The following is a 21,471-nucleotide window of genomic DNA, read 5'->3' as shown; positions in this document are numbered from 1 at the left end:
CGCCCGGCGCCAGCTGCCCGCAGGCGATTCCCCCTGCCGTTGGCAAGCATGACCTTCGGCGGATTCGACGCGGGTGCTGGTGATGTACCTTCCTACAACACCATTCTGGCTCCGCTCCCATGCATCCGATTCCCGCCGCTTCCCGACGTTCCTTCGCCGGTCCCGCCATCGCGGTCCTGGCCACCCTGGTCCTGCTTGCGGGATGCGGGAGCCGCGCCCAGGACGATGCCGGGAAGGAGGACGAGGCGCCGCCCGCGGTGACCGTCGAAGCCGTGGCCGCCGAGCCGCGCGCGATGGCTGCAAGCTACAGCGGCAGCGCTTCGCTGGAGGCGCGCGCCGAGGCACAGGTGGTTGCCAAGACCTCGGGCGTCGCGCTTGAAGTGCTGGTGGAGGAGGGCGACGTGGTGCGCGCCGGGCAGGCGCTGGTGCGCATCGATGCCGACCGCGCGCGGCTCAGTCTTGCCCAGGTCGATGCCCAGGTGAAGAAGCTCGAGGCCAACTTCCGCCGCGCCAGCGAACTGGTGAAGCAGCAGATGGTCAGCGTCGGCGACCACGACCAGCTGCGCTACGACCTCGAGAACGCCCGCGCCACCTGGCGCCTGGCGCAGCTGGAGCTGTCCTATGCCAACGTGACCGCGCCGATCTCCGGCGTCGTCGCGTCGCGTTCGATCAAGCCCGGCAACTTCGTGCAGATCAACACGCCGATCATCCGCATCGTGGACAACTCGCGGCTGGAGGCCACGCTCAACGTGCCCGAGCGCGACCTCACCACGCTGCGCGAGGGTCTGCCGGTCCGCATGCAGGTCGATGCGCTGTCGGGACGCCAGTTCGTGGGCGTGGTCGACCGCATCGCGCCGGTGGTCGATGCCGGCAGCGGCACCTTCCGCGTGGTCTGCGCCTTCGATCCGCACGACGGCGCGCTGCAGCCGGGCATGTTCGCGCGCATCGGCATCGACTACGACAACCGCGCCGCGGCATTGGCGATCCCGCGCGGCGCGCTGCTCGAGGATGATGGCGAGCCGGCGGTGTTCGTGGTCCGCGACGGCAAGGCCGTGCGCACCACGATCGCCACCGGCTACGTCGACGGCGGCTTCATCGAGGTCCGCGACGGGCTGGTGGAAGGCGACCGCGTGGTGACCGCGGGCAAGATCGCGCTGCGCGACGGCAGCACGGTGCAGGTGATCGGCGACGAACCCGTCGAGGTCGCCGACGCCGCGGCGGGCGACGACAAGACCGACGGGAAGCAGTAATGAGCGACCAGGGGAGGGAACACGACGGCGTGGACGGCACGCTGCGCGCCGATGGGCTGGTCGGGTTTTCCGTGCGCCGCCGGGTGACGGTGGCGATGGTGACGGTGAGCCTGCTGCTGTTCGGCCTGATCGCGCTGGGCAACCTCAAGGTCAACCTGCTGCCCGACATCAGCTATCCGACGCTGACGGTGCGCACCGAGTACACCGGCGCCGCGCCGCAGGAAATCGAGACCCTGGTCAGCGAACCCGTCGAGGAGGCCCTCGGCGTGGTCAAGGGCGTGCGCAAGCTGCGCTCGGTCTCGCGCACGGGCCAGAGCGACGTGGTGCTCGAGTTCGCCTGGGGCACGGACATGGACCAGGCCAGCCTGGAGGTGCGCGACAAGCTCGACACCCTGGCGCTGCCGCTGGAAGTCGAGCCGCCGGTGCTGCTGCGCTTCAATCCGTCCACCGAGCCGATCCTGCGCCTGGCGCTGAGCGCCGACGACGGCGAGGGCGACGCCATCCGCCAGCTCACCCTGCTGCGTCGCTACGCCGACGACGATCTGAAGAAGAAGATCGAGCCGGTCTCGGGCGTGGCCGCGGTCAAGGTCGGTGGCGGCCTCGAGGACGAGATCCAGGTCGAACTCGACCTGCAGGCGCTGGCGCGCATCGGCCTGTCGGTCGACGCGGTGGTGCAGCGCCTGCGCGAGGAAAACATCAACCTGTCGGGCGGGCGACTGGAACAGGGCACGCAGCGCTACCTGGTGCGCACCGTCAACCAGTTCGCGAGCGTCGACGAGATCCGCGGCATGCTGGTGGCGACGCAGTCGGCCGGTTCCGGCGGCGGTGGCGCCGACGAGGTCGCGCGCATCGCGGCCGCGTCCGGTGACGCCTCGGTGCTGGCCGCGGCGATGTCGGCGCAGAGCTCCGCGGCGGCCTCCAACCGCGCGGTGGCCGACGGGCGCGCCGTGCGCCTGGGCGACGTGGCCGAGGTCCGCCAGGGCTACAAGGAGCGCGAGGCGATCATCCGTCTCGACGGCCGCGAGGCCGTGGAACTTGCAATCTACAAGGAGGGCGATGCCAATACCGTCGCCACGGCCGCGGCGGTCGAGGAGCGGCTGCAGCGCATCCGCAAGGAACTGCCGGAGGCCGTGCGCCTCGACGTGGTCGACGACCAGGCGCGCTTCATCCGCGCGGCGATCTCGGGCGTGCGCAACGACGCCATCCTCGGCGGCACGCTCGCGATCCTCATCATCTTCCTGTTCCTGCGCAACGGCTGGAGCACCTTCGTGATCGGCGTTTCGCTGCCGGTCTCGATCATCACCACCTTCTTCTTCATGGGCCAGATGGGGCTCGGCCTCAACGTCATGTCGCTGGGCGGCCTGGCGCTGGCCACCGGGCTGGTGGTGGACGATTCCATCGTGGTGCTGGAGAGCATCGCCAAGGCGCGCGAGCGCGGGCTGGGCATCCTCGACGCGGCGATCGCGGGCACGCGCGAAGTGAGCATGGCGGTGGTCGCCTCCACGCTGACGATCATCGCGGTGTTCCTGCCGCTGGTGTTCGTGGAAGGTATTGCCGGGCAGCTGTTCCGCGACCAGGCGCTGACCATCGCGCTCGCGGTGGGCATCTCGCTGGCGGTGGCCTTGACCCTGATCCCGATGCTGAGCGCGCTGAAGTCGCAGGCGCCGATGGCGTTCCCCGAAGAAGCGCCGCATCCGGAATGGCGCCCGACCTCGCGTTGGCAGCGTCCGTTCGCGTTCGTGGCCCGCTGGGTGGGCAAGGCCTTCCGCGCCGTGGTCTTCTCCGTCGCATGGGTGGCCATCCGCGCGGGACGCTTGCTCACGGCGGTCGTGGGGCGTCCCATGGGTGCGGCGAGCCGCCTGGCCATGGCGCCCTACGACCGTGCCGAGCGCGGCTATATGCGCCTGCTGCCGGGCGCGCTGGCGCGACCGGGCCTGGTGCTGGGCGTCGCCGCGGTCGCCTTCGCGGCGAGCATGGCCATCGTGCCGACGCTGGGTACCGACCTGATCCCGCAGCTCGCGCAGGACCGCTTCGAGATGACGATGCGGCTGCCACCCGGCACGCCACTGCGCGAGACCGATGCGCTGATGCGCCGCGTGCAGCAGGCGCATGCGGCCGACGAAGGTACCTCGGTGCTGTTCGGCGTCAGCGGCACCGGCACCCGCCTGGACGCCAATCCCACCGACAGCGGCGAGAACATCGGCCGCCTGTCGATCGTGATGGAGGGCGGTGGCAGCGCCGAGGTCGAGGCACGGCTGACCGAAGGGCTGCGCGACACCATGCAGGGCGAGCCGGGCGTGCAGGTCGACTTCAGCCGTCCGGCGCTCTTCAGTTTCTCCAGCCCGCTGGAGATCGAACTCCGTGGCCATGACCTGGACCAGCTCGCGAATGCCGGCAACCGCCTGGCCGCGCTGCTGCGCGACAGCCTGCACTACGCCGACGTGAAATCGACGGTGGAGCAGGGTGCGCCCGAGATCCGCATCGTCTTCGACCAGGAGCGCGCCGGAGCCATGGGCCTGACCACGCGCGAGGTGGCCGATGCGGTGGTCAACTCGGTGCGTGGCGAAGTGGCCACGCGCTACGACTTCCGCGACCGCAAGATCGATGTGCTGGTGCGCGCCCGTGAGTCCGAGCGTGACTCGGTGCGTGCGATCCGCGACCTGATCGTGAACCCGGGCTCGGCGCGGCCGGTGCGCCTGTCCGCGGTCGCCGAGGTGGTCGCCACCACCGGCCCGAGCGAGATCCATCGCGCGGACCTGGGGCGGGTGGCGGTGGTGTCGGCGAACCTGCGCGACATCGATCTGGGTACCGCGGTGGAAGAGGTGCGTGCGCTGGTGGCCACCAACTCCCTGGGTGCCGGCATCGGCATGCACATCGGCGGCCAGGGCGAGGAGCTGGCGGAGTCGCTGTCATCGCTGCTGTTCGCCTTTGCACTGGCGATCTTCATGGTCTACCTGGTGATGGCCTCGCAGTTCGAGTCGCTGCTGCATCCCTTCGTGATCCTGTTCACCATCCCGCTGGCGATGGTGGGCGCGGTGCTGGCGCTGCTCGCGACCGGCAACACGATCTCGGTGGTGGTGTTCATCGGCCTGATCCTGATGGTCGGGCTGGTGGTGAAGAACGCGATCATCCTGATCGACAAGATCAACCAGCTGCGCGAGGCCGGCCTGGCCAAGCGCGAGGCGCTGGTCGAAGGCGCGCGTTCGCGCCTGCGGCCGATCGTGATGACCACGCTGTCGACGCTGTTCGGCTTCATGCCGCTGGCGCTGGCCTTCGGCGAGGGCGCCGAGGTGCGGTCGCCGATGGCGATCACGGTGATCGGCGGCCTGCTGGTGTCGACCCTGCTCACCCTGCTGGTGATTCCGGTGGTCTACGACCTGCTCGACCGCCGCGGTGACGCGTACTACCTGGAGCGCGGGCGTCGCGCGCGCATCGCCGCGGGCGAAGACGACGAGGCCGAGGGCCTGCCGGCATGAGCGTCGCCGAGTTCAGCCTGCGGCGGCCGGTCACCACGGTGATGCTGTTCATATCGCTGGTGGTGATCGGGCTGATCGCGGCCTTCCGACTTCCGTTGGAGGCGCTGCCCGACGTTTCGGCGCCGTTCCTGTTCGTGCAGCTGCCGTACGAGGGTTCGAGCCCCGAGGAAGTCGAGCGGAACCTGCTGCGTCCGGCCGAGGAGGCGCTGGCCACGATGACCGGCATCAAGCGCATGCGCGGCAACGCGAGCGCGAACGGCGCCGGCGTGTTCCTCGAGTTCCGCGACTGGGAGCGCGACATCGCGATCACCGCCTCGGAGGCGCGGGAGCGCCTGGATGCGATCCGCGACGAGCTGCCCGACGACTTCCGCCGCTACTTCGTCTTCAAATGGTCCAGCGGCGACCAGGCGATCCTGCGCGTGCGCCTGGCCGGCGACGTCGACCTGTCCTCGTCCTACGACATGCTCGACCGCCTGCTCAAGCGCAGGCTCGAACGGATCCCGGGCGTGGCCCGGGTGGAGATCAACGGCGCGCCGGCCAGCGAGGTCGAGATCGCGATCGACCCCGATCGGCTCAACGCCCACGGCGTCGCCCTGAACACGCTGGCCGAGCGCCTGCGCACCGTGAACTTCTCGGTGTCGGCGGGGATGATCGAGGATGGCGGCATGCGCCTGCGCGTGCAGCCGCAGGGCGAGATCAGCACGCTCGACCAGCTGCGCGAGCTCGTCATCGACCCCAGCGGACTGCGCCTGGGGGACATCGCCGAGGTGCACCTGAAGCCCGAGCGCATGGACTACGCGCGCCGCCTGGACGGCCGCAAGGCGGTGGGCCTGGAGGTCTTCAAGGAGCGCGATGCGAACCTGGTCGAGGTCTCGCGTTCGGCGCTGGCGGAAATGCGCGCCGCCTCCAGCGAACCAGGCCTGGAGGGCATCGATTTCAAGGTCATGCAGGACATGGGCGAGCAGGTGACCAGCTCGCTGCTCGAACTGGCCGAAGCCGGCGGCATCGGCCTGCTGCTCTCGATCGCGGTGCTGTTCTTCTTCCTGCGGCACTGGCCGTCGACGCTGATGGTGACGCTGGCGATCCCGATCTGCTTCGTGATGACGCTGGGTTTCATGTACTTCTTCGGCGTCACCCTGAACGTGCTGAGCCTGATGGGCCTGCTGCTGGCGGTCGGCATGCTGGTGGACAACGCCGTGGTGGTGGTGGAGAGCATCTACCAGGAGCGCGAGCGCGACCCGGGCAATCCGGTGCGGGCCTCGCTTACCGGCACGCGCCACGTCGCCATCGCGCTGTCCGCGGGCACGCTGTGCCACTGCATCGTGTTCCTGCCCAACCTGTTGGGCGAGGTCAACGACATCAGCATCTTCATGGCCCAGATCGCGATCACGATCTCGGTCTCGCTGCTGGCCTCGTGGCTGGTGGCGGTGAGCCTGATCCCGATGCTGTCGGCGCGCATGCGCACGCCGCCGGCCGTGGCCGAGAGGGGCGGCATGATCCGGCGCATGCAGGAACGCTATGCCCGCCTGCTGCGCTGGAGCCTGGCGCACCGCGGCTGGAGCGTGTTCGGGATCGCCTTGGTGGTGCTGGTGAGCATGGTGCCGGCGACGCAGACCACCTTCGATATGTTCGGCGGCGGCGAGCAGGGCGAAATCCAGCTGTACTACAAATGGAATGGCGGCTACACGCTGCCGCAGATGTCCGACGAAGTGCGGCGCGTGGAGGCGTTCCTGGAGGAGAACCGGAAGGAGTTCCGCATCACGCAGATCTATTCGTACTTCAGCGAAGGCAACAACGCCGGAACGATGATCACTTTCGAAGACGGGATTGCCGACGTCAAGCCGCTCTCGGAGGCGATCAGCAAGGCGCTTCCGAAGTCGGCGCGCGCCGAGATTGGCGTGTCCTCCGCTGGCGGGCAGGGTGGCGGTGGCGGCGGCCTGGGCCAGAACGTCAGCGTGCAGCTGGTGGGCGACAGCGCCGCGGTGCTGCGCGAACTGGCCGAGGACGTGGTGCCGATGCTGGAGGCGCGGCCGGAACTCCGTGACGTCCGCGTGGACGACGGCAACCGCACCGACGAGCTCGCCGTGCGGGTCGACCGGGAACGCGCGGCGGCGTTCGGCTTCAGCGCGGAGCAGGTGTCGTCGTTCGTGTCGATGGCGTTGCGCGGCACCCAGCTGCGCGAATACCGCCGCGGCGACAGCGAAGTTCCGGTCTGGGTCCGCTTCAGCGGTGCCCAGCAGTACGGCCCCGCCGACATCGCCGGCTTCATGGTCCGCTCGCCGGACGGACGCCAGGTGCCGCTGTCGGCCATGGTGGAGATGGGAGTGTCGCCGTCGGCGACCGAGATCTCGCGCCACGACCGCCAGACCGCGCTCGGCATCCAGGCCAACCTCGAGGGCGAGGCGACCATGGAAGCGGCGCGCAAGGCGATGGAAGAGGTGCTGGGTGCGGTGTCGCTGCCGGCCGGCTACGGCCACAGCTTCTCCGGCAGCGGCTTCGAGGAAGGCCAGCAGGCGATGAAGCAGATGCTGTTCAACTTCGTGCTGGCGCTGGTGATGATCTACGTGGTGATGGCGGCGGTGTTCGAGTCGCTGCTGTTCCCCTCGGCGATCATGAGCTGCGTGCTGTTCTCGATCCTGGGCGTGTTCTGGCTGTTCTGGCTCACCGGCACCTCGTTCACGATCATGGCCTTCATCGGCATCCTGGTGCTGATGGGCGTGGTGGTGAACAACGGCATCGTGATGATCGAGCACATCAACAACCTGCGCCGGCGCGGGCTGTCGCGCACCGATGCGCTGGTCGAGGGCAGCCGCGAACGCTTGCGCCCGATCCTGATGACGATGGGCACGGCGATCCTGGCGATGGTGCCGATCTCGCTCAGCGAAACGGTGGTCCTGGGCGGCCTGGCGTACTCGCCGATGGCGCGCGCGGTGGCCGGTGGCCTGGCGTTCTCGACGGTGGTCAGCCTGCTGTTCCTGCCGACGATCTACGCGATCCTGGACGATCTCGCCGGCGGCACGTCGCGGCTGCTGCGCAGGGCGCGGAGGCGGCGGGACGAGGTGGTGGCCGCGGCGGCGTGACCGCGGTGATTGCCGTGCGTAGTGGTGTCCCCGCAGGTTCATTCACAGCTACAGCTGCGACCCGCCCCTGCGCAGCTCAGCCGAACAGCTTGCCCAGCATCCTGAGCCCACCCGTCCAGACGCCGATGGCGGTCCCCAGGCTGGTGAGGAAGAAGTTCAGCAGCACCCGCGCCACGCGGTTGCGCCACCAGCCGCGCGCGGTGTTGACGTCCTCGCGCAGGGCCATGAAGTCGTCGTAGGTCGGCTTGCGCAGCGCGGCCTCGACCACGGCGCTCACCGTGCCCGAGGCCAGTGCCGGGTGCAGCGGCGTGAACGGCGAGGCGACGAAGGCGGACAGGATGCTCAGCGGATGGCCGCCGGCGATCGCGCAGCCCAGCGCGCCGAGGCCGCCGGTGACCAGCACCCACTGCAGCATCAGGTCGGCACCGACGTCGAAGCCGCCGCGCCAGAAGCCCCATGCGAAGCCGCCGACCACCACCGTGCCGATGATGATCTCCATCCACGGTACGCGCGATTTCGGCTTCACGCGCTCCAGTGACTCGCGCACCTCGGCCGGCGGCGCATTGTCATCGCGCAGGTGCGCGGCCAGGCCCTTGAGGTGGCCGGCGCCGACCACCGCCAGCACGCTGCGCGCACCCGCCGGCGTTTCGCGCAGGCGGGCGGCCATGTAACGGTCGCGCTCGGTGATGATCGCCTCGTAGAGTTCCGGCGTCTGGCCGGCGAACTCGGTGAAACTCGATTCCAGCACGTCGCCCTGCTTGAGCCGCTCGATCTCGTCCTCGCCGACCTCGTCGCTCGACAGCAGGCCCATCAGCAGGCTGGCGCTGATCCTGGCGCGGCCCCACCAGCCCAGTCGCTGCATGGCGCGTTTGAAGGTGAGGCCGACGTCGCGGTCGATGAGCTGCAGCGACAGGCCCTGCGCGGTGGCATCGGCGGCCGCGGCCTTCAGCTCCGCGCCGGGCTCGACGCCCATCTGCTCGGCCAGACGGCGCTGGTAGGCGGCGAGCGCCAGGTTGGCGGCGAACAGCGGCGTCTTTCCTTCGCGCAGCACCTTGACCAGGTCCAGGCGGCCAAGCGCCGCGGGGTCGGTCATCGCTGACAGGCGCTGCTCGTCGAGTTCGACCGCGATGGTGTCGTAGTCGCCGGTGGCGATCGCCGCGCGCACCGCGTCCACGCTGGCGCGCGAGACGTGGGCGGTGCCGAGGAGTGTGTAGCGCACGCCATCGCGTTCGACGATGGCGTGCGGCTGGGTGCCGAGGTCGAAGCCGGCAGCCGCCGGTCCGGCGAGGTCGGGCCCTGCGGCAGGTGGGGCGTGAATCTCAATCTCGGTCATGGACATCCAGGGTCGGGCGCGACAGCGCGCTCAGTCGCGGTAGCGGCGCAGCAGGTCGCCATAGGCGTCGATGCGGCGGTCGCGGAGGAAAGGCCAGATGCGGCGCACGTGCTCGCTGCGGCCGAGGTCGACTTCGCAGGTGAGGATCGTGGCGTCGCCGCCGGCTTCGGCGATGAACTCGCCCTGCGGCCCCAGCACGTGGCTGTTGCCCCAGAAGTCGATGCCCGAGGCGCCGACCGGCGAGGCTTCGTGGCCGACGCGGTTGCAGGACAGCACCGGCAGCCCGTTGGCCACGGCGTGGCCGCGGTGGCTCAGGATCCAGGCGTCGCGCTGGCGCTGCTTCTCGTCCAGGTCGTCGTCGGGATCCCAACCGATGGCGGTCGGGTAGAGCAGCAGTTCGGCGCCGGCGAGCGCCATCAGGCGCGCGGCCTCCGGGTACCACTGGTCCCAGCACACCAGCACGCCAAGGCGGCCGACCGAGGTGTCGATCGGCTCGAAGCCGAGGTCGCCGGGGGTGAAGTAGAACTTCTCGTAGAAGCCCGGGTCGTCCGGGATGTGCATCTTGCGGTACCTGCCGGCGGTGGAGCCGTCGGCATCGAAGACCACCGCGGTGTTGTGGTACAGGCCGGTGGCGCGCTTCTCGAACAGCGAGCTGACCAGCACCACGCCATGCTGCTTCGCCAGCGCCGACAGGCGCTCGGTGCTCGGACCGGGGATGGTTTCGGCGAGGTCGAACTCGTCGACGCTTTCGTGCTGGCAGAAATAGGGCCCGTTGTGCAGCTCCTGCAGCAGCACCAGCTTCGCGCCCTGGCGCGCGGCCTCGGCGACGCGGCGCTCGATGAGCTCGAGGTTTTCAGCGGCGCCGCCGTGGTTGCGCTCCTGGATGAGCGCGACGGGAAGCGTGTTGGTGTTCATGGCAGGACCCTGTGGCAGTGATGCACGCGAGCCGGACATTGTAGGCCGGCCGTGCTGTCCCTCAGATGAGTCCTGCCGGCAGCTGCATCGAGATGCAATGCAGGCTGCCGTTCTGCCAGATCAACGACCGGCACGGCACCTGCACCACCTCGCGGCCGGGGTGGGCCTCGGCCAGCACGTCGGCGGCGGCGTCATCGGCCGGGTCGTCGTAGGCGGGCATCAGCACGGCGCCGTTGATCACCAGATAGTTGGCATAGCTCGCGGCGAGCCGGCGGCCCCCGTCGAGCACGGGCTTCGGCCACGGCAGCGGGAACAGCCGGTAGGGATGGCCGTCGGGCGTGCACAGGGCGGTGATCTCGTCGGCCATCGCGCCGAGCTCGGCGTGGTGTGGATCGGCCGGGTCGTCGCAGGCCTGGAAGACGATGGCATCGCCCGGGGCGAAGCGGGCGAGGGTGTCGACATGGGCATCCGTGTCATCGCCCTGCAGGTAGCCGTGGTCGAGCCAGAGCACGCGGTCCTGGCGCAGCCAGTCACGCAGGCGCTGATCGAGCTCCTCGCGACTGGCCTGCGGGTGGCGCTCGTGCAGGCAGCGCCAGGTGGTCAGCAGGCTGCCCTGGCCATCGGTCTCGATGGCACCACCTTCCAAAGCAAAATCAATGGATTGCAGCACACTCTTCGAGAAGATTCCTGCTTCCTGCAGGCGTTGCACCAGGCGGTCGTCCTCGCCGGCCTCGAACTTGCCGCCCCAGCCGGTGAACCGGAAATCGAGCAGCTCGAAGCCGTCGTCACCCACCAGCGTGATCGGCCCGGTGTCGCGCAGCCAGGTGTCGTTGTAGGGCAGGGTGATGAAGCCCACCCGCGCCATGTCGATGCGGTTGGAGGCCAGGCGCGCCCGTGCGTAGGCCTCGACGTCGTCGTCGGCCACGCAGATGAGCACGCGCTGGAAGCGCACGATCGCCGCCACATGGGCGATGTAGGTGTCCTCGACTTCGCCCAGGCGTTCGGCCCAGTCGGTGTCGGCATGCGGCCACGCCAGCAGGATCGCGGACTGGGGCTCCCACTCCGCGGGGAAACGCAGGGTCTTTTCGGTCATCGTCTCAGCGGATCGGAGGCTTGGGCCCGGTCTCGCCCGGCGTGGCCTGGTTGGCGACGGCGTCGATCACGCGGCTCTTCTCGAAGTACACGGTGAAGCCGGGGTACACCCAGCGGTTGATGGTCGGCCACTGGCTCTTCTGGCCGCCGCGCGGATCCAGGCGTTGGCTCGGGGCACCGAAACGGGCCTCGACGTCGGACATGCTCATGCCGCGGGTCGGCATCGGCGCGGCGGCCTGCTGCTGCACGCGGTCGATGAGCAGGGTGTCGGCGGACGCGCTGCTGGCGGTGGCGAGCAGGGCGGCGGTGGTCAGTGCAAGGAACAGGCGCATGGTCGATCTCCCCGTGGACGCTGCATCGGCTGCAGCCGCAGCGTTTTTAACAGATCGCGCGGGGTCGCAGCGCGGACGGAGCAGCGAACCGGGCGCGTCGTCACGCCGTGGCCGCTGCCCGAAACGCGGAAGGCCGCATCGCTGCGGCCTTCCGGACGTCCCTTGGCCGCCGCCGCGTGCATGGCACGCGGGACCGCCGCGGTGCGCGACTCAGCGCTGGCGCGCCTTGAAACGCGGGTTGGACTTGCAGATCACGAAGATCTTGCCACGGCGACGAACGACCTTGCAGTCGCGGTGACGGGCCTTCGCCGACTTCAGGGAGGACAGGACCTTCATGACGAACCTCGAAAAATGGTTGGGGCAAACAAGCCGGCAATTCTAGCGGGCCCGGGCGCCCCGGATCAAGTACTTGCAGGGCAATCGTCCGTCGGCCGGTCTAGAATGCCTGTCCCTCCCCGGAGTCCGCCATGACCGAAGCCGCCATTCCCGTCCTCACCATCGACGGCCCCTCGGGCTCGGGCAAGGGCACGATCAGCCGCGTGGTGGCCGGGCGCCTGGGCTGGCACTACCTCGACTCCGGTGCCCTGTATCGCGCGGTGGGGGTGGCCGCGGGCTGGGCCGACCTCGACCTCGACGACGCCGGTGCCCTGGTCCGCTGCGCCTTCGACACCGGGATCGGCTTTCGCGACGATGCCGCGGGTGAGCTGCGGGTGCTGGTCAACGGCCACGACGCCACCGACGAGCTGCGCACCGAGACCGCCGGCGCGGCGGCGTCCGCGATCGCCGCCATTCCCGAGGTGCGCTCCGCGCTCAAGGAGCGCCAGAGGGCCTTCCGCAAAGCCCCCGGCCTGGTCGCGGACGGCCGCGACATGGGCACGGTGATCTTCCCCGATGCCGCCTTCAAGGTCTTCCTCACCGCCAGCGCCGAGGAGCGCGCCGAAAGGCGCTATAAACAGTTGAAGGACAAGGGGGTTTCCGTTACATTGGATGGTCTGCTACGGGAGATTCTGGCCCGCGACGCGCGCGATGCCAGCCGCGCGGTGGCACCGCTGCGACCGGCCGAAGACGCCGTCCGCATCGACACCACCGGCCAGGGCATCGATAGCGTGGTCGAACGCGTCCTGGCCCTGGTGCCCGGCCGCACGGCCTGAAGCCCGCGGCAGATCGCCCCGCGCGACATCCGTCGTGCGGATTTTTCCTGTCCAACCAGCACTCACGGCAAGGCGCAATCCCGCGCACGCCGACAACGGGTGGACCGGCGACATGCGCTCCTCGGCGCTGCCCGGTCTGTTTCATCAACAGAGTAATTTCCAATGACCGAATCATTCGCAGAACTGTTCGAAGCCAGCCAGGCCAACCTGGCCAAGCTGAAGCCCGGCTCCATCGTCACCGGCACCGTGATCCAGGTGCGCACCGACGTGGTCGTCATCAACGCCGGCCTGAAGTCCGAAGGCATCGTGCCGATCGAACAGTTCCGTAACGACGACGGCGAGATCGACGTCGCCGAGGGCGACATCGTCAAGGTCGCGCTCGACTCCCTCGAGAACGGCTTCGGCGAGACCGTGCTGTCGCGCGAGAAGGCCAAGCGCGCCATGGTGTGGGACGAGCTCGAGGAAGCCCTCGAGAAGAACGAGACCGTCACCGGCAAGATCAGCGGCAAGGTCAAGGGCGGTTTCACCGTCGACATCAAGGACGTCCGCGCGTTCCTGCCCGGTTCGCTGGTCGATGTGCGCCCCGTGCGCGACCCGGTGTACCTGGAAGGCAAGGAACTCGAGTTCAAGCTCATCAAGCTCGACCGCAAGCGCAACAACGTGGTCGTCTCCCGCCGTGCGGTGGTCGAGAGCGAGCATTCGGAAGAGCGCGAGCAGCTGATGGAGAAGCTGGTCGAGGGCGCCGTGCTGAAGGGCGTGGTCAAGAACCTGACAGACTACGGCGCGTTCGTCGACCTCGGCGGCATCGACGGCCTGCTGCACATCACCGACATGGCCTGGAAGCGCGTGCGCCATCCGTCCGAAGTCGTTGAGGTGGGCGCAGAGCTGGATGTGCGCGTGCTCAAGTACGACAAGGAGCGCAACCGCGTCAGCCTGGGCCTGAAGCAGCTGGGCGAGGATCCGTGGGACAACATCGCCCGCCGTTACCCGTCCAACACCCGCGTGTTCGGCAAGGTCTCCAACGTCACCGATTACGGCGCGTTCGTCGAGATCGAGCCGGGCGTCGAGGGCCTGGTGCACGTGTCCGAGATGGACTGGACCAACAAGAACGTCAACCCGCAGAAGGTCGTGCAGGTCGGTGACGACATCGAGGTCATGGTGCTCGACGTCGACGAAGAGCGTCGCCGCATCTCGCTGGGCATCAAGCAGGTCACGTCCAACCCGTGGGAGACCTTCGCGGCCATCCACAAGAAGGGCGACAAGGTCGACGGCCAGATCAAGTCGATCACCGACTTCGGCATCTTCATCGGCCTGGACGGCGGCATCGACGGCCTGATCCACCTGTCCGACATGAGCTGGAACACCAGCGGCGAAGACGTGGCCCGCGAGCTGAAGAAGGGCGACACCCTCGAGGCCGTGGTGCTGGCGGTGGACCCGGAGCGCGAGCGCATCAGCCTGGGCGTCAAGCAGCTCGAGCAGGATCCGTTCGGCCAGTTCATGGCGGCGCACCCGCGCGGCACCAAGGTCACCGGCACCGTCAAGGAAGTCGATGCCAAGGGCGCGGTCGTCGAGATCGCCGACGGCGTGGAAGGCTACGTGGCCGCGCGCGACATCTCCGACGAGCGCATCGACGACGCCAGCCAGCACCTGAAGGTGGGCGACACGATCGAAGCCAAGTTCACGGGCATGGACCGCAAGGGCCGCACCCTGCAGCTGTCGATCCGCGCCAAGGACGAGGCCGAGGTGGCCGATACCCTGGCCGAGTACAACCGCGCGGCGGCCGAGGCCTCCAGCGGCACCACCAAGCTGGGCGCGCTGCTGCGCGAGCAGCTGGGCGGCAAGTCCGAGTAAGGACTCGCGGCATCCGGTGGCGGCCTGGCGCAAGCCAGGCCGCTCCGACTGTCCGGGACCATCAAGGGCACCATGACCAAGTCCGAGCTCATCGAAATCCTCGCCCAGCGCCAGGGGCACCTGAAGGCCGACGACGTCGACCTCGCGGTGAAAACGCTGCTGGAGATGATGGGTGGCGCGCTCGCCGATGGCGATCGCATCGAAGTCCGCGGTTTCGGCAGCTTTTCGCTGCACTACCGTCCACCCCGCACCGGGCGCAACCCGAAGACCGGCGAGGCGGTTGCCCTGCCGGGCAAGCACGTTCCCCATTTCAAGCCGGGCAAGGAACTGCGCGAACGCGTCAGCGACGTCATGCCGCTGCCCGTCGACGACTGAACGCTTCAGCTGACTGCGGGGCCCGGGCCGGCTAAGCTAGCCGCCCATGCGCCCCATCCGCATTCTCATCGCCATGCTGTGCCTCGTTGCCGGGGTCGCGGTGGGTGCACTCAATCCCCAGGTGGTCGAAGTCGATCTCGGCCTGGCCATCCTGCGGCCGACGCTTGGCCTCGCGTTGCTGGCGAGCCTCCTGCTCGGCGCCATCGCCGGCGGACTGGCGATCATGGCCTCGGTCCTGCTGCCGCTGCGCCAGCGCCGGCGCCTCGATGCCGCCCGCCCACGCGCCACGGACGCGAACTGACATGGCCTTCATCACCGAGTGGTTCTGGTTCTTCCTGCTGCTGCCGATCGCGGCGCTCAGCGGCTGGGTCATCGGTCGCCGCGGTGGCGAGCGCCACAGCGACAGCCAGGTCAGCAAGCTCTCGACCACTTACTTCCGTGGCCTGAACTACCTGCTCAACGAGCAGCCCGACAAGGCCATCGAACTGTTCCTGCACATCGCGGAACTCGACAAGGAAACCTTCGAGACCCAGGTCGCCCTCGGCCACCTGTTCCGGCGCCGCGGCGAGGTCGACCGCGCGATCCGCCTGCACCAGGGCCTGGTGCAGCGTCCCGACCTCAGCGACCAGCAGAAAGTGCAGGCGCTGCTGGCGCTGGGCGAGGACTACATGCGCTCGGGCCTGCTCGACCGTGCCGAAACCGTGTTCACCGAGCTGGCCGCCATCGACCAGCGCGCGCCGCAGGCGCTCAAGCACCTGATCGGCATCTACCAGGCCGAGCGCGACTGGCCCAAGGCGATCGAGAACGCCACCCGCTATGAGCAAGTGACCGGCGAGCCGATGGGCAAGCTGGTGGGCCAGTTCGAGTGCGAGCTGGCCGAACGCCTGCGCGCGGCCGGCGACCGAGAGGGCGCGCGCGCCGCGGTGGTGCGCGCCTATGCCGCAGACTCCGGCTCGGTGCGCGCCGGCATGCTCGAGGGCAGGCTTGAGCTGGACGCCGGCAACGATGCCGCAGCGATCCGTGCCTACGAACGCGCGGCGCGCCATGACCCCGACTTTCTTCCGGAGATCCTGCCGTCGCTGCGTTCGGCCTACGACCGCGTCGGCGACTCCCCAGGCGCGCGCGCCTTCCTGACCGAGATGAGCGAGCACTACCGCGGTGTCGCACCGGTGCTGGCGTTGACGCGCCTGGTCGAAGCGGAGGAGGGCGTGTCGGCGGCCCGGCGCTTCCTGGCACAGCAGCTCAAGGACCGTCCCTCGGTGCGCGGTGAGGCAGCGCTCATCGACCTCACCCTCGCCGAAGGCGGGAACGAGGCCGCGACCCTGCACGAACTGCGACACATCACCGACCAGCTGCTGGTGCGCAATCCCGCCTACCGCTGCAACCGCTGCGGCTTCGGCGCGCGCAGCCATCACTGGCAGTGCCCATCCTGCAAGGAGTGGGGCAGTATCAAACCGCTGCTGAACTACGCCGTGGTTTGAGTCTCGTGGCCGCCATCGACTGGATACGCGTGCTGCCCTGGCTGGCGGTGGTGGCGGCCATGGCGGCGACCGGGGCCTGGCTCGCCCGGCGGCACGCGCTTCGCCACGGGCTGCTCGACCAGCCGGGCGAGCGCCGCAGCCACGCGGTGCCAACGCCGCGCGGTGGCGGGATCGGGATCGCCGTGGCCTGGGCCATGGCCTGCATCGCCTCCGGCCTCGCTGGAGTCCTGCCGGGCCCCCTCGCACTGGCAGCGGTGTGTGGTGTCGTGCTGGTCGGGAGCGCGGGCTATGTCGACGATCACCGTCCGCTGTCGCCCTGGTGGCGCCTGGCCGCCCACGTGGCCGCCGGCGCCGCGCTGGCCGCGGGGTTGGTGGCTGCAGGTGCCGCGCCCTGGTTGGCCCCGTTGGCGTTGGTCGGCGCGCCCGTCATGGTCAATGTCTGGAACTTCATGGACGGGATCGACGGTCTGGCCACCACCCAGGCGGCGTTGGCCGCGCTGGCTTTCGCCCTGTTGGCGGCTTCGCCCCTGGCGGCACTGCCGGCCCTGGCGCTGGCGGCCGCGTGCCTGGGCTTCCTGCCGTTCAATTTCCCGCGCGCGCGGATCTTTCTTGGCGACGTGGGCAGCGGCGTGCTGGGCTTCGCGTTGACGGTGCTTGCCGCCCTGCTGGTGCTCGAGGGTGGGGCACTCGGCGGGCCGGGCCTGCTTCCGGTGCTCTTCCTTCCGGTCTCGGCCTTCCTCATTGACGCGGCCTTGACGCTGGGTGGGCGCATCGTCCGCCGCGAGCGCTGGTGGACGGCCCACGTCGGGCACGCTTACCAACGGCTGGCCGCCGGGATCGGGTCGCATGTGCCGGTGACGGCTGCCTATGGAGTCTGGACCCTGGCAGCCATCGCCTTGGCCTGTGCTGCCAATGGGCAGGGCCTAACGGCTAGAATGGCCGCCGCCGGAAGCTGCGGCGCCGTTGGAGCCTTGGCCTGGCGCATCATCACGAGCCACTGGCCCCTCCCAGACAGGAAGTGCCCGTAGATGATCAGCCTGAGTGACCGGATCCGGAACGGCCTGCCGCGCGCGGCCGTGATCGTGCACGATCTGTTCATGGTGTGGGCGGCGTGGGCCGGGCTCAACTATTTCCGGCACTCGCCCATGGAACCCGCAGTGGCCTCGGCGCCCCTGTCGCCGGAAATGCTGCTGATCCTGATCGTGCAGGGCCTGATTTTCTGGCAGGTCGGGCTGTATCGGGGCGTCTGGCGATTCGCCAGCATCCCCGACCTCGTCAATATCGTGAAGGCCAGCCTGTTCGGGCTGCTGGCCATCCTGCCGCTGCTGTTCTTCGTCTTCGACCGCGCCGGCCAGGTGCCGCGCACGGTGATGCTGGCCTATCCGGTCGTCCTGTCCGCGCTGCTGGGCATGCCGCGCCTGCTGTACCGCGCTTGGAAGGACCACGGCAACGAGCGTACCGACACGGCGGCGCTGCGCGTGCTGATCCTCGGCGCCGGGCAGGCGGGCGAAGCCCTGGTCCGCGACCTGCGTCGCGTCGGCGCCTACCAGCCGGTGGGCTTCCTGGACGATGCGGCGAAGCTGCGCGGCAGCTATCTCCAGGGCCTTCCGGTGCTTGGCCGTATCGAGGATGTCGGCACCATCGCACCGGAAACGGCGGCCAAGCTGCTGGTGATCGCCATGCCATCGCTGGATGCGACCGCGATGCGTCGCGTCGTGGCCGCCTGCGAGCGCACCGGCCTGCAGTTCCGCACGGTGCCCCGGATCAACGACCTGCTTGAAGGCCGGTCCTTGCCCGGCGAGCTGAAAGAGGTCGCGATCGAGGACCTGCTCGGTCGCAAGCCGGTCACGCCGGACTGGAAGGCCATCCGCGGTTGGCTCGGCGGGCGCAGCGTGCTGGTCACCGGCGCCGGCGGTTCGATCGGTGCCGAGCTCTGCCGCCAGTGCGCGCGGCATGGTGCACTCCAGATCACCCTGATCGAGGTCGACGAACTTGCCCTGGCGACGACCCAGAGCGAGTTGCGCCGCGATTTCCCGCAGATCGAGTGCCTGCCCGTCCTCGGCGACTGCGGCGACCCGGCGGTGATCCGCCATGCGTTGTCGCTGAGCCAGCCTGAGGCGGTGTTCCATGCCGCCGCTTACAAGCAGGTGCCCGTGCTCGAATCCCAGCTGCGCGAGGCGGTGCGCAACAACGTGCTTGCCACGGCCACCGTGGCCCGCGAGACGCAGGCCGCCGGCGTTGGCACCTTCGTGCTGATTTCCACCGACAAGGCCGTGGATCCCGTGAACGTGCTGGGCGCAACCAAGCGCCTTGCAGAGATGGTCTGCCAGGCGATGAGCGGAGTCGAGGGCACGCGCTTCGTCACCGTGCGCTTCGGCAACGTGCTCGACTCTGCGGGCAGCGTGGTGCCGCTGTTCCGTGCCCAGATCCGCCACGGTGGGCCGGTCACGGTCACCGATCCCGACGTCACCCGCTACTTCATGACGATCCCCGAGGCCTGCCAGCTGATCCTGCAGGCGGTCGCGATCGGTTCGCTGCAGGCGGTATATACCCTGGACATGGGCGATCCGGTGTTGATCCGGGTGCTAGCCGAGCAGATGATCACCCTGGCGGGCAAGCAGCCTGGCCGCGACATTGCCATCGTCTACACGGGTCTGCGCCCGGGTGAAAAGCTGCACGAAACCCTGTTCCATGCCGATGAGCGTTACAGGCCCACGGCGCATCCCAAGATCCTGCAGGCCGAGGCGCGCCGCGTGTCTGCGGAACGGATCGAATCAGCGATTGCCCGAATGCGTGTCGCGGTGACGGATTACGATCTCGAAACCTTGGGTCAAGTGCTGCGGGAATCGGTGCCGGAATTTGCACCTCTTGTCTTGGACGAGAACCCCGAGGCGGCCACAGTGGTCGCCTTCCCCGCGAGGAACGCACGCAGCACATGACCCGACGTATTCGCAAAGCGGTATTCCCCGTGGCGGGGCTCGGTACCCGCTTCCTTCCGGTCACCAAGACCGTGCCCAAGGAAATGCTGCCGATCGTTGATCGGCCGCTTATCCAGTACGCGGTCGATGAAGCCATCGAGGCCGGCTGTGACACCCTTGTGTTTGTCACCAACCGTTACAAGCACGCGGTGGCCGACTATTTTGACAAGGCCTACGAGCTGGAACACAAGCTCGAAGGCGCGGGCAAAGAAGCGCAGCTTGCACTGGTGCGCAATGTGTTGCCCAAAGGGGTGCGCGCGGTGTTCGTCACCCAGGCGGAAGCGCTGGGTCTTGGACATGCCGTGTTGTGCGCGAAGCCGGTGATTGGAGACGAGCCATTTGCGGTCATCCTGCCCGACGACCTGATCTGGAACCGGGGACCCGGTGCCCTGCGTCAGATGGCCGACGTTGCCGAAATGAGTGGTGCCAGCGTCATCGCCACCCAGGCGGTGCCGGCGGAACAGGTGTCCAGCTATGGAATCGTTGCCACCGAAGAATTTGCTGACCGCCGAGGCAGGATCACGGCCATCATCGAGAAGCCTCCGCTTGCTGAAGCCCCCAGCAATCTTGGTGTGGTCGGTCGCTACGTGCTGACGCCCAGAATTTTCGAGCTGCTTGAATCCACCCGACCCGGCGCCGGGGGGGAGATCCAGCTCACCGACGCCATCTCCGCGCTTCTGGCCGAGGAAAATGTGCTGGCCTACAACTTCCAGGGGACGCGATTCGATTGTGGAACTCACATCGGCCTGATCGAAGCTACCATCCGACATGCACTCGACCATGAGAAGCTGAGCGAAGCAGCCCAGAACTTCATGCGCAGCGCACTAACCGAACTTGGGGTAGTGGAGTCCTGAAGTACGCGCGAGCGTGTTGGCCGCGACTGCATCGAATTGAAAGAAGGAAACGGGGGCGCCAGGGCGCCCCCTCTTTTCGCTAAAGCGCCTCGAAAATGCCGGCCGCACCCATGCCGGTGCCGATGCACATGGTCACCATGCCGTATTTCTGCTTGCGCCGGCGCATGCCGTGGACGATCGTGGCCGTACGCACGGCGCCGGTCGCGCCCAGGGGGTGCCCCAGTGCGATCGCACCGCCCAGCGGGTTGACCTTGTCGGGATCGAGCCCGGAATCACGAATGACGGCCAGCGCCTGTGCGGCGAAGGCTTCGTTGAGTTCGATCCAGTCGAGCTGGTCCTTCGTCAGGCCGGCTTGCTTCAGCGCCTTCGGAATCGCCGCGATCGGGCCGATGCCCATCACCTCGGGACGCACGCCGGCGACCGAGAACGACACGAAGCGCGCCAACGGCGTCAGGCCGTAATCCTTGATCGCCTGCGCGGAGGCCACCAGCACGGCACCCGCGCCGTCGCTCATCTGCGAGGAGTTGCCGGCGGTGACCGAGCCGCCGAACTGGCCATTGCGGAACACCGGGCGCAGCTTCGCCAGGCCCTCGATCGAGGTGTCGGGACGCGGGCCCTCGTCCTGCTCGACCAGCAGCTTCTTCAGGCGCACGGCATTGCCGCCCAGGTCCGGCTGGCGGGAGACGACTTCCAGCGCCGAGATCTCGTCGCGGAACTCGCCGGCCTTCTGCGCGGCCAGGGCCTTCTGGTGCGAGGCGAGCGCGAAGGCGTCCTGGTCCTCGCGCGAGACGTTCCACTCCTCGGCCACTTTCTCGGCGGTGATGCCCATGCCGTAGGCGATGGCGACGTGGTCGTCGCGGAACACGGCCGGCGACAGCGCGACCTTGTTGCCCATCATCGGCACCATGCTCATGCTCTCGGTGCCGCCGGCGAGCACCAGGTCGGCATTGCCCAGGCGGATCTGGTCGGCGGCCAGCGCCACCGCCTGCAGGCCCGAGGAGCAGAAGCGGTTGATGGTCTGCGCGGCCACGGTGTCGGGCAGGCCGGCCAGCAGCACGCCGATGCGCGCCACGTTCATGCCTTGCTCGCCCTCGGGCATGGCGCAGCCGATGATGGCATCGTCGATGCGGTTGAGGTCGATGCCCGGCGCCTGCGCAACCACGGCCTTGAGCACGTGGGCGAGCATGTCGTCGGGACGGGTGTTGCGGAACACGCCCTTGGGCGCCTTGCCCACCGGTGTCCGGGTGGCGGCGACGATATAGGCGTCCTGTACCTGCTTGCTCATGATCTTTGGTTCCTTGGC

17 protein-coding genes are annotated in these 21,471 nt (G+C 68.7%); 11 read left to right on the top strand and 6 right to left on the bottom strand.

Annotated features, from left to right (window positions below; all coding sequences use genetic code 11):
* Nucleotides 1–119: 119 nt before the first annotated feature.
* The 3 genes from E2169_RS08290 to E2169_RS08280 are packed head-to-tail and all read left to right on the top strand — an operon-like array spanning nt 120 to nt 7,806.
* Nucleotides 120–1,250 (top strand): efflux RND transporter periplasmic adaptor subunit, encoded by a 1,131-nt coding sequence (locus tag E2169_RS08290; protein WP_132986155.1) that lies wholly within the window; start codon nt 120–122, stop codon nt 1,248–1,250.
* Complete coding sequence (locus E2169_RS08285) at nt 1,250–4,726, top strand: efflux RND transporter permease subunit (RefSeq protein WP_132986154.1); 3,477 nt, start codon at nt 1,250–1,252, stop codon at nt 4,724–4,726. The genes E2169_RS08290 and E2169_RS08285 overlap by 1 nt, the downstream gene beginning before the upstream one ends.
* Entirely contained in the window at nt 4,723–7,806 is a 3,084-nt protein-coding gene (locus E2169_RS08280; RefSeq protein ID WP_132986153.1) for an efflux RND transporter permease subunit, read from the top strand. Before E2169_RS08285 ends, E2169_RS08280 begins: the two co-directional genes overlap by 4 nt.
* 76 nt (nt 7,807–7,882) lie before the next feature.
* Here the strand turns inward: E2169_RS08280 and E2169_RS08275 are convergent, their stop codons facing one another.
* From E2169_RS08275 to ykgO, 5 genes are all read right to left on the bottom strand, one after another.
* Nucleotides 7,883–9,139: a TraB/GumN family protein gene (locus E2169_RS08275; protein ID WP_132986152.1), complete on the bottom strand. Its 1,257-nt coding sequence runs from the start codon at nt 9,137–9,139 to the stop codon at nt 7,883–7,885.
* 30 nt (nt 9,140–9,169) lie between these two features.
* On the bottom strand, nt 9,170–10,054 hold the full coding sequence (locus tag E2169_RS08270) for a carbon-nitrogen hydrolase (RefSeq protein ID WP_132986151.1): 885 nt from the start codon (nt 10,052–10,054) through the stop codon (nt 9,170–9,172).
* A 61-nt stretch (nt 10,055–10,115) separates the two neighbouring features.
* Nucleotides 10,116–11,147 carry an agmatine deiminase family protein gene (locus tag E2169_RS08265; RefSeq protein WP_132986150.1) on the bottom strand — a complete coding sequence of 344 codons (1,032 nt, stop codon included), beginning with the start codon at nt 11,145–11,147 and terminating at the stop codon, nt 10,116–10,118.
* 4 nt (nt 11,148–11,151) lie between these two features.
* On the bottom strand, nt 11,152–11,478 hold the full coding sequence (locus E2169_RS08260) for a hypothetical protein (protein ID WP_132986149.1): 327 nt from the start codon (nt 11,476–11,478) through the stop codon (nt 11,152–11,154).
* A 210-nt stretch (nt 11,479–11,688) separates the two neighbouring features.
* Nucleotides 11,689–11,814: a type B 50S ribosomal protein L36 gene (gene ykgO, locus E2169_RS08255; RefSeq protein ID WP_005409283.1), complete on the bottom strand. Its 126-nt coding sequence runs from the start codon at nt 11,812–11,814 to the stop codon at nt 11,689–11,691.
* A 131-nt stretch (nt 11,815–11,945) separates the two neighbouring features.
* Between ykgO and cmk the strand changes: the two genes are divergently transcribed.
* The 8 genes from cmk (at nt 11,946) to galU (ending at nt 20,168) form a co-directional block, all read left to right on the top strand.
* Nucleotides 11,946–12,629, top strand: coding sequence for a (d)CMP kinase (cmk, locus tag E2169_RS08250; protein ID WP_132986148.1), 684 nt, complete (start codon nt 11,946–11,948; stop codon nt 12,627–12,629).
* Nucleotides 12,630–12,791: 162 nt separating this feature from the next.
* On the top strand, nt 12,792–14,480 hold the full coding sequence (rpsA, locus tag E2169_RS08245) for a 30S ribosomal protein S1 (protein WP_132986147.1): 1,689 nt from the start codon (nt 12,792–12,794) through the stop codon (nt 14,478–14,480).
* Nucleotides 14,481–14,540: 60 nt separating this feature from the next.
* A complete protein-coding gene (locus E2169_RS08240; protein WP_268236962.1) occupies nt 14,541–14,855 on the top strand; it encodes an integration host factor subunit beta in 315 nt (104 codons plus the stop codon).
* A gap of 46 nt (nt 14,856–14,901) precedes the next feature.
* Nucleotides 14,902–15,156 carry a lipopolysaccharide assembly protein LapA domain-containing protein gene (locus tag E2169_RS08235; RefSeq protein WP_132986145.1) on the top strand — a complete coding sequence of 85 codons (255 nt, stop codon included), beginning with the start codon at nt 14,902–14,904 and terminating at the stop codon, nt 15,154–15,156.
* A gap of 1 nt (nt 15,157) precedes the next feature.
* Nucleotides 15,158–16,336 carry a lipopolysaccharide assembly protein LapB gene (gene lapB, locus E2169_RS08230; protein WP_132986144.1) on the top strand — a complete coding sequence of 393 codons (1,179 nt, stop codon included), beginning with the start codon at nt 15,158–15,160 and terminating at the stop codon, nt 16,334–16,336.
* Nucleotides 16,337–16,341: 5 nt separating this feature from the next.
* Nucleotides 16,342–17,364, top strand: a complete 1,023-nt coding sequence (locus tag E2169_RS08225; RefSeq protein ID WP_132986143.1) for an MraY family glycosyltransferase — start codon at nt 16,342–16,344, stop codon at nt 17,362–17,364.
* On the top strand, nt 17,365–19,275 hold the full coding sequence (locus E2169_RS08220) for a polysaccharide biosynthesis protein (protein ID WP_132986142.1): 1,911 nt from the start codon (nt 17,365–17,367) through the stop codon (nt 19,273–19,275).
* Nucleotides 19,272–20,168 (top strand): UTP--glucose-1-phosphate uridylyltransferase GalU, encoded by an 897-nt coding sequence (gene galU / locus E2169_RS08215; RefSeq protein WP_132986141.1) that lies wholly within the window; start codon nt 19,272–19,274, stop codon nt 20,166–20,168. The genes E2169_RS08220 and galU overlap by 4 nt, the downstream gene beginning before the upstream one ends.
* A gap of 79 nt (nt 20,169–20,247) precedes the next feature.
* Here the strand turns inward: galU and E2169_RS08210 are convergent, their stop codons facing one another.
* Complete coding sequence (locus tag E2169_RS08210; RefSeq protein ID WP_132986140.1) at nt 20,248–21,453, bottom strand: acetyl-CoA C-acyltransferase; 1,206 nt, start codon at nt 21,451–21,453, stop codon at nt 20,248–20,250.
* Nucleotides 21,454–21,471 lie beyond the last annotated feature (18 nt).

This window comes from Luteimonas terricola, from assembly GCF_004352845.1.
Taxonomy (GTDB): domain Bacteria; phylum Pseudomonadota; class Gammaproteobacteria; order Xanthomonadales; family Xanthomonadaceae; genus Luteimonas; species Luteimonas terricola.
The sequence above is the reverse complement of the archived record's forward strand: the minus strand, read 5'-3'. Positions and strand labels throughout refer to the sequence as shown.

Excerpts from the sequence above, each read along its gene's own strand:
- E2169_RS08290 (WP_132986155.1), top strand. The coding sequence starts at position 120 with ATGCATCCGATTCCCGCCGCTTCCCGACGTTCCTTCGCCGGTCCCGCC.
- E2169_RS08285 (WP_132986154.1), top strand. The coding sequence starts at position 1,250 with ATGAGCGACCAGGGGAGGGAACACGACGGCGTGGACGGCACGCTGCGC.
- E2169_RS08280 (WP_132986153.1), top strand. The coding sequence starts at position 4,723 with ATGAGCGTCGCCGAGTTCAGCCTGCGGCGGCCGGTCACCACGGTGATG.
- E2169_RS08275 (WP_132986152.1), bottom strand. The coding sequence starts at position 9,139 with ATGACCGAGATTGAGATTCACGCCCCACCTGCCGCAGGGCCCGACCTC.
- E2169_RS08270 (WP_132986151.1), bottom strand. The coding sequence starts at position 10,054 with ATGAACACCAACACGCTTCCCGTCGCGCTCATCCAGGAGCGCAACCAC.
- E2169_RS08265 (WP_132986150.1), bottom strand. The coding sequence starts at position 11,147 with ATGACCGAAAAGACCCTGCGTTTCCCCGCGGAGTGGGAGCCCCAGTCC.
- E2169_RS08260 (WP_132986149.1), bottom strand. The coding sequence starts at position 11,478 with ATGCGCCTGTTCCTTGCACTGACCACCGCCGCCCTGCTCGCCACCGCC.
- ykgO (WP_005409283.1), bottom strand. The coding sequence starts at position 11,814 with ATGAAGGTCCTGTCCTCCCTGAAGTCGGCGAAGGCCCGTCACCGCGAC.
- cmk (WP_132986148.1), top strand. The coding sequence starts at position 11,946 with ATGACCGAAGCCGCCATTCCCGTCCTCACCATCGACGGCCCCTCGGGC.
- rpsA (WP_132986147.1), top strand. The coding sequence starts at position 12,792 with ATGACCGAATCATTCGCAGAACTGTTCGAAGCCAGCCAGGCCAACCTG.
- E2169_RS08235 (WP_132986145.1), top strand. The coding sequence starts at position 14,902 with ATGCGCCCCATCCGCATTCTCATCGCCATGCTGTGCCTCGTTGCCGGG.
- lapB (WP_132986144.1), top strand. The coding sequence starts at position 15,158 with ATGGCCTTCATCACCGAGTGGTTCTGGTTCTTCCTGCTGCTGCCGATC.
- E2169_RS08220 (WP_132986142.1), top strand. The coding sequence starts at position 17,365 with ATGATCAGCCTGAGTGACCGGATCCGGAACGGCCTGCCGCGCGCGGCC.
- galU (WP_132986141.1), top strand. The coding sequence starts at position 19,272 with ATGACCCGACGTATTCGCAAAGCGGTATTCCCCGTGGCGGGGCTCGGT.
- E2169_RS08210 (WP_132986140.1), bottom strand. The coding sequence starts at position 21,453 with ATGAGCAAGCAGGTACAGGACGCCTATATCGTCGCCGCCACCCGGACA.